General features: G+C 69.9%; 10 protein-coding genes. 6 read left to right on the top strand and 4 right to left on the bottom strand.

From position 1 onward, the window contains the following. Nucleotides 1-6: 6 nt before the first annotated feature. The gene (locus HSO01S_RS19050) at nt 7-414 is read left to right on the top strand and encodes an META domain-containing protein (protein ID WP_066040223.1); all 408 of its coding nucleotides are present in this window, start codon (nt 7-9) and stop codon (nt 412-414) included. Between the two features lie 13 nt (nt 415-427). Here the strand turns inward: HSO01S_RS19050 and HSO01S_RS08005 are convergent, their stop codons facing one another. From HSO01S_RS08005 to aroA, 3 genes are read right to left on the bottom strand one after another with little or no spacing between them, the layout of a single operon-like run. Further along, nucleotides 428-1261 carry an inositol monophosphatase family protein gene (locus tag HSO01S_RS08005; RefSeq protein ID WP_066040221.1) on the bottom strand — a complete coding sequence of 278 codons (834 nt, stop codon included), beginning with the start codon at nt 1259-1261 and terminating at the stop codon, nt 428-430. Nucleotides 1262-1286: 25 nt separating this feature from the next. Further along, a complete protein-coding gene (gene rsgA / locus HSO01S_RS08000; RefSeq protein ID WP_066040219.1) occupies nt 1287-2336 on the bottom strand; it encodes a ribosome small subunit-dependent GTPase A in 1050 nt (349 codons plus the stop codon). Then, a complete protein-coding gene (gene aroA, locus HSO01S_RS07995) occupies nt 2333-3691 on the bottom strand; it encodes a 3-phosphoshikimate 1-carboxyvinyltransferase (protein WP_066040216.1) in 1359 nt (452 codons plus the stop codon). Before aroA ends, rsgA begins: the two co-directional genes overlap by 4 nt. Before the next feature lie 109 nt (nt 3692-3800). Between aroA and HSO01S_RS07990 the strand changes: the two genes are divergently transcribed. Beyond that, nucleotides 3801-4430: a sigma-70 family RNA polymerase sigma factor gene (locus tag HSO01S_RS07990; RefSeq protein ID WP_174522976.1), complete on the top strand. Its 630-nt coding sequence runs from the start codon at nt 3801-3803 to the stop codon at nt 4428-4430. Further along, on the top strand, nt 4427-4666 hold the full coding sequence (locus HSO01S_RS07985; RefSeq protein ID WP_066040213.1) for a zf-HC2 domain-containing protein: 240 nt from the start codon (nt 4427-4429) through the stop codon (nt 4664-4666). The genes HSO01S_RS07990 and HSO01S_RS07985 overlap by 4 nt, the downstream gene beginning before the upstream one ends. A gap of 64 nt (nt 4667-4730) precedes the next feature. Here the strand turns inward: HSO01S_RS07985 and HSO01S_RS07980 are convergent, their stop codons facing one another. Continuing rightward, the gene (locus HSO01S_RS07980) at nt 4731-8519 is read right to left on the bottom strand and encodes a multifunctional oxoglutarate decarboxylase/oxoglutarate dehydrogenase thiamine pyrophosphate-binding subunit/dihydrolipoyllysine-residue succinyltransferase subunit (RefSeq protein WP_084361457.1); all 3789 of its coding nucleotides are present in this window, start codon (nt 8517-8519) and stop codon (nt 4731-4733) included. A 146-nt stretch (nt 8520-8665) separates the two neighbouring features. Between HSO01S_RS07980 and guaB1 the strand changes: the two genes are divergently transcribed. From guaB1 to HSO01S_RS07965, 3 genes are all read left to right on the top strand, one after another. After that, nucleotides 8666-10120 carry a GMP reductase gene (gene guaB1, locus HSO01S_RS07975; protein ID WP_066040208.1) on the top strand — a complete coding sequence of 485 codons (1455 nt, stop codon included), beginning with the start codon at nt 8666-8668 and terminating at the stop codon, nt 10118-10120. A 137-nt stretch (nt 10121-10257) separates the two neighbouring features. Then, nucleotides 10258-11670 carry a hemolysin family protein gene (locus HSO01S_RS07970; RefSeq protein ID WP_084361456.1) on the top strand — a complete coding sequence of 471 codons (1413 nt, stop codon included), beginning with the start codon at nt 10258-10260 and terminating at the stop codon, nt 11668-11670. Beyond that, nucleotides 11663-12697, top strand: coding sequence for a hemolysin family protein (locus HSO01S_RS07965; protein WP_066040207.1), 1035 nt, complete (start codon nt 11663-11665; stop codon nt 12695-12697). The genes HSO01S_RS07970 and HSO01S_RS07965 overlap by 8 nt, the downstream gene beginning before the upstream one ends. The last annotated feature ends 21 nt before the right edge of the window (nt 12698-12718 follow it).

The following is a 12718-nucleotide window of genomic DNA, read 5'->3' as shown; positions in this document are numbered from 1 at the left end:
AACCCCATGACCACGCTCCACCCGACGGCGCACGGCGCCGCCACGACCGCCATCCGCTCGGGGTTCGCCGCGCTGGGCCTCCTCGCGGCACTGTCGCTCAGCGGGTGCTCCACCTACGCCGAAGACGCTGCGGCCGTGGTCACGGGCACCTGGTCGTCCGACCAGCCGCCTGGCGCCGAACTCACCCTCGGGCCCGACGGGAAGGTCACCGGCTCCGACGGCTGCAACAGCCTCTCGGGCACGTGGTCGGCGGGTCAGAAGGGCGTGATCACGCTTGCCGAACTCTCCGCGACCGAGATGTTCTGCGAGGGCGTCGACACCTGGCTCACAGGCGCCGCCACCCTCACGATCGCCGATGGGGTCGCCACGGTCGCCGATCAGGCCGGGACCGAGCTGGGAACCCTCCACCGCTAGAGGGCTGACCCCGTCACGCGGGCCGGATGATCCCCAGCACGGCCTCGTGCAGCAGTCCGTTGGTCGCGAGCGCGCTCCCGCCCCACGGGCCCGGCGACCCCTCGGCCGAGCTGAAGCGCCCGCCCGCCTCCTCGATGATCGGGATGAGCGCCGCCATGTCGTACGGCTGCAGGTCGAACTCCGCCGCCACCTCGAGCTGACCCTCGGCGACCATCATGTACGACCACATCTCGCCGTAGGCCCGCGTGCGCCAGACCGCCCGGGCCAGGGCGGTGAGCTCGGGCAGCCGCCCCTCCTCGTCCCAGCCCTTGAAGCTGTTGTAGCTGATCGAGGCGTCGGCAAGGTCGGCGATCCCGGATGCACGGATCGCGCGCACCGCATCCGTACCGCCGTCGAGGGCGTCGGTCGTGAAGGCGCCGAGGCCCCGCGCGCCCCACCAGCGCCGGCCGAGGGCCGGCGAGCTGACGACGCCGACGAGCGGCACGCCGTCGACGACCAGTGCGATCAGGGTCGCCCAGACGGGAACGCCCCGCACGTAGTTGGCGGTGCCGTCGATCGGGTCGATGATCCACTGCCGATCGGACTCGCCCTCGGTGCCGAACTCTTCGCCGAAGACCGAGTCGCCGGGGCGCTCGCTCGCGAGCCCGGCGCGGATCGCCTGTTCGACCGCCTTGTCGGCATCCGACACCGGCGTCATGTCGGGCTTCGTCGTCACCTCGAGATCGTTCGACCGGAACCGGTCGCGCGACACCGCGTCGGCCAGGTCGGCCAGCCGGAGGGCCAGCGACAGATCGTCCGCGAGTGAGGGAGCAGAAGCAGCAAAAGCAGCAGAGGTCGAGTCGGTCACCCGTCCAGGCTAGAGCAGCCGCCGCTCAGGCCGTGTGCGCGATCAGCTTCTGCAGCGACTCCAGGCGCGCCCGCCCGCTGTCGCCGAGCTCGCCGGCCTCGACCCGGTCGACGATCTCCCAGTCGTGGGCCTCGGTGAGCGGGATGCCTCCCGGCGGCGGCCCGTCCGGGATGCGCGCGGTCGCCGCGAACGACTTGAGGATGTTCGCCGGGTCGACGTGCCCGAGCCCGAACGACCGCACACCCGGGGTGTCGATGATCCAGCCCGAACGGCCGTCGGCGGCCCGCAACCGCAGGCAGATCGTGGACGACGAGGTGTGCCGCCCGCGCCCGGTGACCGTGTTGACGACGCCGGTCGCGCGGTCGGCCCCTGGCACGAGCTGGTTCACCAAGGTCGACTTGCCGACACCCGAGTGCCCCACCGTGACCGTCGTGTGCCCGACCAGCAGCTCGGTGAGCTCCTCGATCGGCACCTCGTCGCGCGAGAGCGTGACCACTCGGATGTCGAGGCAGGCGAACTCCGCGAGCAGCTGCGAGGGGTCGGCGAGGTCGGTCTTCGTGATGCAGAGGATGGGCGTGATGCCGGCATCGAACGCGGCCACCAGGTACCGGTCGATCAAGCGCGCCCGGGGCTCGGGGTTCGCGGCCGCGACGACGATCAGCATCTGGTCGGCGTTCGCCACGATCACCCGCTCCACCGCGTCCGAGTCGTCGGCCGAGCGCCGCAGCAGCGTGCTGCGCTCGTGCACCCGCACGACCCTCGCCAGGGTGCCGACCTCGCCCGATGAGTCGCCGACCAGGTCGACCCAGTCGCCCGTGACGATCGGGGTGCGGCCGAGCTCGCGCGCGCGGGAGGCGGTGATCTCGCGTTCGTCGGGGGTGTCCTCCCCGACCAGCACCGAGAACCGCCCACGGTCGACCGTCATGATTCGGCCCGGCACCGCATCCTCGTGCGCCGGACGGGTCTTGGTGCGTGGGCGGTTGCCCTTCGGATTCGGGCGCACCCGGATCGTCGATTCGTCGAAGGCGTCGAACTCGTCCTCGTCGTCGGCGTCGCCGTCGGTCCACCAGCTCATGCGCGCGCCGGCAGGATGCTCTTCCACAGCTCCGGGAACTGGGGGAGGGTCTTCGAGGTGGTGGCGATGTCGTCGATCAGCACGCCGTCGACCGCGAGGCCGATGATCGCGCCGGCCGTCGCCATCCGGTGGTCGGCGTAGCTGGACCAGACCCCGCCGTGCAGCGGCCTCGGCGTGATCGCGAGACCGTCGGGCAGCTCGGTCACCTCGCCGCCGAGGTTGTTGATCTCGGTCGCCAGGGCGGCGAGCCGGTCGGTCTCGTGGTGCCGGATGTGGCCGATGCCGATGATCTCGCTCGGCTCCTCGGCCAGCGCCGCGAGCGCGACGATGGCGGGGGCGAGCTCGCCGCCGGTCGACAGGTCGATCGAGATGCCGCGGATGACGCCGGTGCCGGTGACCGTCAGGCGATCCCCGTCCTGCGTCACGGTCGCGCCGAGCAGCGGCAGGATCGTCGCGAGGTCGGCGCCGACCTGGGTCGTGTCGCTCGGCCAGCCGCTGATTGTGACGCTGCCGCCGGCGACCAGCGCGGCCGCCAGGAACGGCGCCGCGTTCGAGAGGTCGGGCTCGATGTCGACCTCACGGCCGGCGATGGGGCCCGGGGCGACGCTCCAATGGCCGTCGCCGTCCGAGCTCGCGGTCACGCCGCGCGCCTTCAGCGCCGCGACCGTCATGTCGATGTGGGGCTGGCTCGGCAGCCGGGCGCCCTCATGGCGGAGCTGCAGGCCGTCGTCGAACCGGGCCGCGGTCAGCAGGAGTCCGCTGACGAACTGGCTCGAGGAGGAGGCGTCGATCGTGAGCGCCCCGCCGGCCACACGGCCGCTGCCGTGCACGGTGAAGGGGAGCGCCGCGCGCCCGTCGTCGCCGATGTCGACACCCAGTTCGCGGAGCGAGCTGATGGTCGTGGCCATCGGCCGCCGCCGGGCGCCCTCGTCGCCGTCGAAGGTGGTCGGGCCGAGCGCGAGCGCGGCGACCGGGGGCAGGAAGCGCATGACGGTGCCGGCCAGTCCGCAGTCGATCGTCGTGCTGCCGAGCAGCTCGTCGGCGGGCGTGATCGCGAGGTCGGACCCGTAGGCGCCGTCGCCGGTGACCGGGGTGATGACCGTGCCGAGTGACCGCAGCGCCTCGACCATGAGGTCGGAGTCGCGCGAGTGCAGGGGGGCGCGGAGCAGGGAGGGACCGGAGGCCAGAGCCGACAGGACGAGCTCGCGATTGGTCAGCGACTTCGACCCCGGCAGCGTGAGGACGGCGTCGATCGGCGCCTCGGCTCGGGGCGCGGGCCAGTGCTCCTCCGTGACGATCGGACTGTCGTCGCCGTAAGGATTGAACTGCGGAGTGGAATATCTGGAAACGGGCATCGGTTATGAGAATAGTCGGACGAAGGATCATGGACGAGGGATCACTGGGAGGTGGAGCACGCAGATGGCAACCGCACTGCTGACCGAGCCGGTCGTAGACTGGGCGCTGATGAGCACTCCCACGCCCGACCCCGTCTCGCCCGACCCTGTCGCGCCCGATCCGCGCGCCCTCTTCGAGGAGCAGGCGATCCCGTTCCTGGATCAGCTCTACGGCGCCGCCCTCCGCATGACGCGGAACCCGAGCGACGCCCAAGACCTCGTGCAGGAGACCTTCGTCAAGGCCTATTCGGCGTTCGCGCAGTTCGAGCAGGGCACGAACCTCAAGGCGTGGCTCTACCGGATCCTGACGAACACGTTCATCAACACGTACCGCAAGAAGCAGCGCGATCCCTACCAGGGGTCGACGAGCGACATGGAGGACTGGCAGCTCGGCACGGCCGAGTCGGTCACCGCGTCGCTGTCGAGCCGCTCCGCCGAGGCGGAGGCGATCGACCACCTGCCTGACAGCGATGTCAAAGAGGCGCTGCAGTCGATCCCCGAAGACTTCCGTCTGGCCGTCTACCTGGCCGACGTCGAAGGCTTCTCCTACCAGGAGATAGCCGACATCATGAAGACCCCTGTCGGAACGGTCATGAGTCGCCTGCATCGAGGCCGGCGACTGCTCCGGGGCCTTCTCACCGATTACGCACGCGAGCGCGGTATGGCCGCCGCGACGAACGTCAAAGGGAGCAAGAAATGACTGACTGCGGCTGCGACAAGGCCCGGGCCGAGCTCGAGGAGTATTTCCGCAACGAGATCTGCCGAACGGATGCGGCGGAGATCCGCGCGCACCTGGAGACCTGCGAGGGTTGTCAGTCCGAGCTCCACATCGGCATCGTGCTCACCCAGACCGTGCAGCGCGCCTGCAAGGAGACCGCTCCTGACGAACTGCGGGACCAGCTCCTGGCACGCCTGCGTGCGGTCCAGCTCAACTGACGTCAGATGAGAACGGCCCCGATCCCGCGTGTGCGGGTCGGGGCCGTTCTTGCGTCTGGAACGCTTAGCTCAGCGCTCTAGCGATCAGGTTGCTCTGCTCCGTGGCGTGACGCTTCGCGGAACCGGCGGCGGGCGACGCCGCCGCGGGGCGGGAGACGACCGAGATCGTGCGACCGTCCAGGCGCGAGGCCAGCTCGGTGCAGATGAACGGCCAGGCGCCCTGGTTCTGCGGCTCGTCCTGCACCCACACCAGCTCGGCGTTGGGGTACTGCTCGACGACCGAGTTCAGCTCCTCCAGCGGCAGCGGGTAGAACTGCTCCATCCGCACCAGCGCGATCGCGTCGTTCGGGTTCTTCTGCAGCTCGCTCGCGAGGTCGTAGTGCACCTTGCCGGCGTGCAGGAGCACCTTCGTGACCGCACCCTTGTCGGTGATCCGTGCGTCGTCCAGCACCGGCTCGAAGCGGCCCGAGGTGAGCTCCTCGACCGAGCTGGTCGCACCGCGCAGTCGCAGCATGGCCTTCGGGGTGAAGACGATCAGCGGCTTCCGCGGCCGGGCGTAGGCCTGGCGGCGCAGCAGGTGGAAGTACGACGCGGGCGTGGAGGGCCGCGCGACCGTCATGTTGTTCTCGGCGCAGAGCTGCAGGAACCGCTCGATCCGGGCGGAGGAGTGGTCGGGACCCTGACCCTCGTAGCCGTGCGGCAGCAGCAGCACGAGCGACGAGCGCTGGCCCCACTTCTGCTCGGCCGACGAGATGAACTCGTCGATGATGGTCTGCGCTCCGTTGGCGAAGTCGCCGAACTGCGCCTCCCACAGCACCAGGGCATCCGGCCGCTCGACCGAGTAGCCGTACTCGAAGCCCATCGCGGCGTACTCGCTGAGCAGCGAGTCGTAGATCCAGAACCGCGCCTGGTTGTCCGAGAGGTTCGCCAGCGGCAGCCACTCCTGCCCGTTCTCGCGGTCGTGCAGAACGGCGTGACGCTGCACGAAGGTGCCGCGGCGTGCATCCTGACCGGCCAGTCGCACCGGGGTGCCCTCGGTCAGCAGGGAGCCGAGCGCGAGCAGCTCGCCGAAGGCCCAGTCGATGCTGCCGCTCCGGCTCATCTCGAGCCGCTTGGAGAGCAGCTGCTGCAACTTCGGGTGCACCGAGAACCCGGCGGGCGGGTTGTCGAAGGCTTCGCCGACGAGGCGGATCGTGTTCTCCGAGACCGCGGTGTCGAACGGCGTCTTCTCGCTGTCGTCGCGCTGCGACTCGGGGCGCTCGAGATCGGCGACCGCGTTCATGTCCTCCGTGATCACCGGGATCGAGGAGGTCTGCGCGGCGTGGGTCTCGGCGAACGCGCGCTCCAGGCGGTCCTGGAAGTCGCGGTGCGCGGCCTCGTACTCTTCTTCGGTGATGTCACCACGGCCGACGAGGGCCTCGGTGTACAGCTTCCGGACCGAGCGCTTGGCCTCGATCAAGTTGTACATCAGCGGCTGGGTCATCGAGGGGTCGTCGCCCTCGTTGTGCCCGCGCCGGCGGTAGCAGATCAAATCGATGAAGACGTCGCGGTGGAACTGCTGGCGGTAGTCGAAGGCCAGCTGGGCCACCCGCACGACCGACTCGGGGTCGTCGCCGTTCACGTGGAAGATCGGCGCCTGGATGGTCTTCGCCACGTCGGTGGAGTACACCGAGGTGCGCGACTCCGACGGGGGAGTCGTGAAGCCGACCTGGTTGTTGATGTTGACGTGGATGGTGCCGCCGGTGCGGTAGCCGCGCAACTGCGACATCTGCAGCGTCTCGACCACGACGCCCTGCCCGGCGAGGGCGGCGTCACCGTGGATGAGGATGGGCAGCGTCGAGAAGGTGCCGATCGGCTTCCTGTCCTGCTTCGCGCGGACGATGCCCTCGAGCACGCCGTCGGCGGCCTCGAGGTGCGAGGGGTTCGCGGCCAGGTAGACCGGGATCTCCTTGCCGTCGGAGGCGGTGAAGGTGCCCTCGGTGCCGAGGTGGTACTTCACGTCGCCCGAGCCCTGCACGGTGCGCGGATCCTGCGTGCCCTCGAACTCACGGAAGATCTGACCGTAGGTCTTGCCCGCGATGTTGGTGAGCACGTTGAGGCGGCCGCGGTGTGCCATGCCGATGGCGACCTCGTCGAGGCCTTCCTCGGCCGCGCCCTGGATGATCGCATCCAGCAGGGCGATGGTCGACTCGCCGCCCTCGAGCGAGAAGCGCTTCTGGCCGACGTACTTGGTCTGCAGGAAGGTCTCGAAGGCCTCGGCCTCGTTCAGCTTCTCGAGGATGCGCATCTGCTCGTCGTGCCCGGGCTTGGCATAGGGGCGCTCGACCTTCTCCTGGATCCAGCGACGCTGCGCGGGATCCTGGATGTGCATGTACTCGATGCCGATCTTGCGGCAATAGGAGTCGCGGAGGACGCCGAGGATGTCGCGGAGGTAGGCCTGGCGGGTGAGACCGAACTCCCCGGTCACGAACTCGCGGTCGAGATCCCAGAAGGTGAGCCCGTGGTTCGCGATGTCGAGGTCGGGGTGGGTGCGCTGGCGGTACTCGAGCGGGTCGATGTCGGCCATCAGGTGGCCGCGGACGCGGAAGGCGTTGATCAGCTCCTGCACGCGGGCCGTCTTGTCGATCGCGCTGGCCTCGTCGACGCTGATGTCGGCGGCCCAGTGGATCGGCTCGTAGGGGATGCGGAGCTCGGCGAAGATGTTCTCGTAGAAGGAGCGTTCGCCGAGCAGCAGCTCGTGCACCTTCTTCAGGAACTCGCCCGACCCGGCGCCCTGGATGACGCGGTGGTCGTAGGTGCTGGTGAGCGTGATGACCTTGCCGATACCGAGGTTCGAGAGCACCTTCGGCGAGGCACCCTGGAACTCGGCCGGGTACTCGAGGGCGCCGGCGCCGATGATGGCTCCCTGGCCCTTCATCAGGCGCGGCACGGAGTGCACGGTGCCGATGCCGCCCGGGTTGGTCAGCGAGATCGTGGTGCCCTGGAAGTCGGTGGCCGTGAGCTTGTTGGCGCGGGCACGGCGAACCAGATCTTCATAGGCGGCGAGGAACTCGTTGAAGCTCATCGTGTCGGCGCGCTTGATGCCGGGGACCAGGAGGGCGCGGGTGCCGTCGGGCTTCGGGATGTCGATGGCGATGCCGAGACCGACGTGCGCCGGGGCGACCACAGAGGGCTTGCCGTCGACCTCGTCGTAGTAGACGTTCTGGCTCGGGAACTCCTTGAGCGCCTGGACGAGCGCCCAGCCGATCAGGTGGGTGAAGGAGACCTTGCCTCCGCGCGACCGGCGGAGGTGGTTGTTGATCACGATGCGGTTGTCGATCAGCAGCTTCGCCGGGATCGAGCGGACGCTCGTCGCCGTCGGGACCGTGAGGCTCGCATCCATGTTGGTGGCGAGGGACTTGGCCATGCCGCGGAGCGGGGACACGACGTCCTTCTCGGCCTGCTCGGCGTCCTGCTCGGCGGTCGACCGGGCGGCGGGCGCCTCGGCCGGGATGGGCTGCGGCTTGGCCTCGAGGCTCGTGGTCTTGGCGACCGGCTGCGTGGGCGGAGCCGGCGGCACGTCACCCTGCGACGGCGTCGCAGAAGCAGGAGGGGCGGCAGGAGCAGCAGTGGTGGCTGCGTCGGCCACGGCGGCCTCGGACGGCCCGGATGCCGCTGCCGGAGCGGCAGGAGCCGCATCTGCCTGTCCCGACACGTGGGAGCGGTAGCTCTCCAGCACCGGCCACCACGACTTGTCGACCGAATCCTTGTCGGCGAGGTACTGCTCGTAGAGCTCGTCCACCAGCCATTCGTTCGCGCCGAATTCTCCTGATGCGCCTTCGTCGGTGCTCGTACCCGTCACTTGGCTAGCCAAAGCCTATCGCCCACTTCCCGTTGCCTCACGTGTGGCACGTGCCGGTGTCTGCTGCGCTGCTGTTCACGCGTGGACACGTGCACCAACAACCCTAAACCTTCCCCGGCCGTCGTCGGGTCATGGGCGGGCGGGTTTAGCGTGTTCACATGGAGTTCTATGGCGGCCCCGGCCGAGACGACCTGACCTATTCCGACGTGTTCCTCATTCCGTCGCGATCGGCGGTGACCTCGCGCCTGGACGTGTCGCTGGCGCCGGAGGACGGGACGGGTGCGACCCTCCCGATCGTGTCGGCCAACATGAACTCCGTGACCGGCCCTCGGCTGGCCGCCACGCTCGCCCGCCGCGGCGGTCTGGGCGTGCTGCCGCAGGACATGCCGCTGCAGGAGCTCGCGGCCGCGATCCGCTGGGTGAAGGACCAGCCGGTCGAGTTCGACACCCCCTTCGTCTTCGGCCCCGAGCAGACCGTCGAGGAGGCTCTGCTCCAGGTGCCCGCTGTCGCCGGTCAGGGACTCGTGCTGCATGAGGCCGACGGCTCGTATCTCGGCTGCATCGCCGCATCCCGCCTCGCCACCGCTCTGCCGGACGCCCAGCTCGGCGACCTGTTGCAGGGCGCCCAGCTGCACGGCGCGCTGACCGCCCTCGCGGCCGACGACCTCGCCGGGCCGCGCGAGGCCTTCGACGCCATGGTCGCCGCCGACATCGAGTTCGCTCCCGTGCTCCGGCACGGCGCCGTCGTCGGCACTCTCAGCCGCACGAGTGCGCTCCGGGCCACGATCTACCGGCCGGCACTGGACGCGGACGGCCGGCTCCGGGTCGCGGCCGCCGTCGGCATCAACGGCGACGTCGTCGGCAAGGCGAAGGCCCTCGTCGCTGCCGGGGTCGACGTACTCGTCGTCGACACCGCGCACGGCCACCAGGAGGGGATGCTCCGCGCGCTCCGCGCACTCCGGGACGCCAAGCTCGGGGTTCCCCTCGCGGCCGGAAACGTCGTGACCGCCCAGGCCGTCAACGACCTGGTCGACGCCGGTGCCGACATCCTCAAGGTCGGAGTGGGGCCGGGCGCCATGTGCACCACCCGCATGATGACCGCGGTCGGCCGCCCGCAGTTCTCGGCGGTACTCGAGACCGCCTCGGCGGCGCACGAGCGCGGCGCCCACGTCTGGGCCGACGGGGGAGTGCGGTACCCGCGCGACGTCGCGCTGGCACTGGCGGCCGGTGCCTCCTCGGTGATGATCGGCTCGTGGTTCGCGGGCACGATCGAGGCGCCGGGCACGCTGAGGACGGATGCGGACGGCCGGCTCTACAAGGAGAGCTGGGGGATGGCCTCGACCAAGGCCGTGCAGGAGCGGTTCGGGCGCCTGGACGCCTACGACCTCGCCCGCAAGACGCTGTTCGCCGAGGGCATCTCGTCGAGCCGCATCTACCTCGACCCGCTGCGCCCGTCGGTCGAGGACCTGCTCGACATGATCACCTCGGGCGTCCGAAGCTCGTTCACCTACGCCGGGGCATCCACCCTGGCCGAGTTCCACGACCGCGCGCTCGTCGGACTGCAGTCCGCAGCGGGCTACGAGGAGGGCAAGGCCCTGCCGGTCAGCTGGTGAGCGCGGCTATACTCGACGGACAATGGACGACCCTCCCTCTGCGCATTTCCTGCCCGTCCTGACGATGGTCGGAGACGGCTGCCCTCCCCGCCACGCCCTCCTCGAGAGCGGGAGCCACCGTGGTCTTTGAGTGGGTCATGCTCGGCGTCGGCCTGCTGCTGACGATCGGCACCGGTTTCTTCGTCGCCTCCGAGTTCTCGCTGGTCAATCTCGACCGCTCCGACCTCGAGGCGCGCACCGAGCGCGGGGAGAAGGGGCTGCAGCCGGCGATCACCGCCCTCCGGCACACCTCCACGCACCTCTCCAGCGCGCAGCTCGGCATCACCCTCACCACGCTCCTCACCGGATACACGATGGAGCCGGCGATCTCGAGCCTGCTCCGGGATCCGCTGATGGCCGTCGGCATCCCCGAGGGAGCGGTCACGCCGATCAGCGCGACCGTGGGCATCGCCTTCGCGACCCTGCTGTCGATGATCATTGGCGAGCTGGTGCCGAAGAACTTCGCGCTGGCGCTGCCGCTGAAGACCGCCAAGATCGTGGTGCCGTTCCAGCTCGTGTTCACCGCCGTCTTCCGGCCCGCGGTGCGCGTGCTGAACGGCAGCGCCAACGGCTTGCTCCGCCTGGTCGGCATCGAGCCCAAGGAGGAGCTGTCCGGTGCGCGCACGGCGGAGGAGCTCTCCTCCCTCGTCCGGCGCTCGGCGATGGAGGGCAGCCTCGACGTCGACACGGCGACGCTGCTGAACCGCACGCTCCTGTTCTCCTCGCACGACGCCTCGGACGTGATGACCCCGCGCCCGCGGATCGTGAGCGTCAAACGGAGCGAGACCGCTGCATCCGTGATGGATCTCGCGCGCTCGACCGGGCACTCCCGCTTCCCGGTCGTCGACGAGGACATCGACGACATCGTCGGGCTCGTGCACGTCAAGCAGGCCGTCGCCATCCCGCGCGACCGGCGAAGCGAGGTGCCGGTCGTCGCGATCATGACCGAGACCATCCGGGTGCCGGAGACGATGACCCTGGACGTGCTGCTCGGCGAGTTGCGTGGCCGCGGCTACCAGATGGGTGTCGTGATCGACGAGTACGGCGGAACGGCGGGCGTCGTGACGCTCGAAGACCTGGTCGAAGAGCTCGTCGGCGAGCTGGCCGACGAGCACGACCGCACCCGGGCCGGCGTCATCCGGTCGCGGGGCGCCACGACGTTCCCCGGGATGCTCCGCCCCGACGAGCTCGCCGATCAGGCCGGCATCGCCGTGCCGGAGGAAGGACCCTACGAGACCGTGGCCGGATTCGTGATGTCGAGGCTCGGCCGGCTCCCGGTGGTCGGCGACACCGTCGACCTCCCCGACGGCGCCCTCCGGGTGGAGCGGCTGGACGGGCGGCGGATCGACCGGCTCCGGTTCATCCCGGCCGAGGACACGACCGAGGACAGCTCTGACGCCTCCGGCGACACCTCCGCGGACGACTTCCGCAAGGCCGACAAGGCCGACCGCGCCGACCAGGCCGCCGAGGCCCTCGCGAGGCAGAACGACAAGGAGGCCCGCAATGGCTGACTGGCTCGGGATCGTCTGGCTCGTGGTGCTGCTCGCGGGCAACGCCTTCTTCGTCGCGGCCGAGTTCGCCGTCATCTCCGCACGCCGCTCGCAGATCGAGCCGCTGGCTGAGCAGGGCAAGGCGAGCGCCAAGACCGCCCTGTTCGCGATGGAGCACGCGACGCTCATGCTCGCGACCACCCAGCTCGGCATCACGGTGTGCTCCCTGCTCATCCTGAACGTCTCCGAGCCCGCCATCCATCACCTGCTCGAGGGGCCGCTGCACCTCACCGGGCTGCCGGAAGAGGCGACGGGGACGATCGCGTTCGTCTTCACGCTGCTGCTGGTGTCGTTCCTGCACGTGGTGCTGGGCGAGATGGTGCCGAAGAACATCTCGTTCTCGATGCCGGACAAGGCCGTGCTGCTGCTCGCGCCCCCGCTGGTCGGCATCGCCCGCATCTTCCGCTTCGTGATCGTGGCGCTCAACGCGACCGCGAACAGCGTGCTGCGCCTGTTCCGGGTGGAGCCCAAGAACGAGGCCGCGAGTGCCTTCACGCTCGACGAGGTCGAGACCATCGTCGAGCAGTCCACCCGCGAGGGCGTGCTCTCGGACCGCACCGGCACGCTCACGGCCGCCTTCGAGTTCACGTCGAAGACGGCGTCCGACGTCGCGGTGCCGCTCGAGTCGCTCGTCAGTCTCCCGGCCGACGCGACGCCCGCCGAGGTCGAGCGCGCGGTCGCCAAGTACGGCTTCTCGCGCTACGTGCTGCTCGACGACGAGGGCCTGCCCTCGGGCTACGTGCACCTGAAAGACGTGATCGACCTCGACGACGACGAGTTCGACGAGCCGATCCCGGCCAAGCGCATCCGTCAGCTGCCCTCCATCTTCGAGAAGGCCGAGCTGGAGGACGCCCTGGCGTTCCTCCGGCGCTCCGGGGCGCACCTGGCCCGCACCTTCACCGAGTCCGGGCTCACCACAGGCGTCCTGTTCCTGGAGGACATCATCGAGGAGCTCGTCGGCGAGGTGCAGGACGCGACCCGGCGCTAGGCGCCGGCCGCGAGCGGCCAA

It is taken from the genome of Herbiconiux solani NBRC 106740 (assembly GCF_001571005.1).
Taxonomy (GTDB): Bacteria; Actinomycetota; Actinomycetes; order Actinomycetales; family Microbacteriaceae; genus Herbiconiux; species Herbiconiux solani.
The sequence above is the reverse complement of the archived record's forward strand: the minus strand, read 5'-3'. Positions and strand labels throughout refer to the sequence as shown.

Bases quoted from the DNA above. Each gene is read 5' to 3' on its own strand.
- HSO01S_RS19050 (WP_066040223.1), top strand. From the start codon at position 7: ATGACCACGCTCCACCCGACGGCGCACGGCGCCGCCACGACCGCCATC.
- rsgA (WP_066040219.1), bottom strand. From the start codon at position 2,336: ATGAGCTGGTGGACCGACGGCGACGCCGACGACGAGGACGAGTTCGAC.
- aroA (WP_066040216.1), bottom strand. From the start codon at position 3,691: ATGCCCGTTTCCAGATATTCCACTCCGCAGTTCAATCCTTACGGCGAC.
- HSO01S_RS07990 (WP_174522976.1), top strand. From the start codon at position 3,801: ATGAGCACTCCCACGCCCGACCCCGTCTCGCCCGACCCTGTCGCGCCC.
- HSO01S_RS07985 (WP_066040213.1), top strand. From the start codon at position 4,427: ATGACTGACTGCGGCTGCGACAAGGCCCGGGCCGAGCTCGAGGAGTAT.
- guaB1 (WP_066040208.1), top strand. From the start codon at position 8,666: ATGGAGTTCTATGGCGGCCCCGGCCGAGACGACCTGACCTATTCCGAC.
- HSO01S_RS07970 (WP_084361456.1), top strand. From the start codon at position 10,258: ATGCTCGGCGTCGGCCTGCTGCTGACGATCGGCACCGGTTTCTTCGTC.
- HSO01S_RS07965 (WP_066040207.1), top strand. From the start codon at position 11,663: ATGGCTGACTGGCTCGGGATCGTCTGGCTCGTGGTGCTGCTCGCGGGC.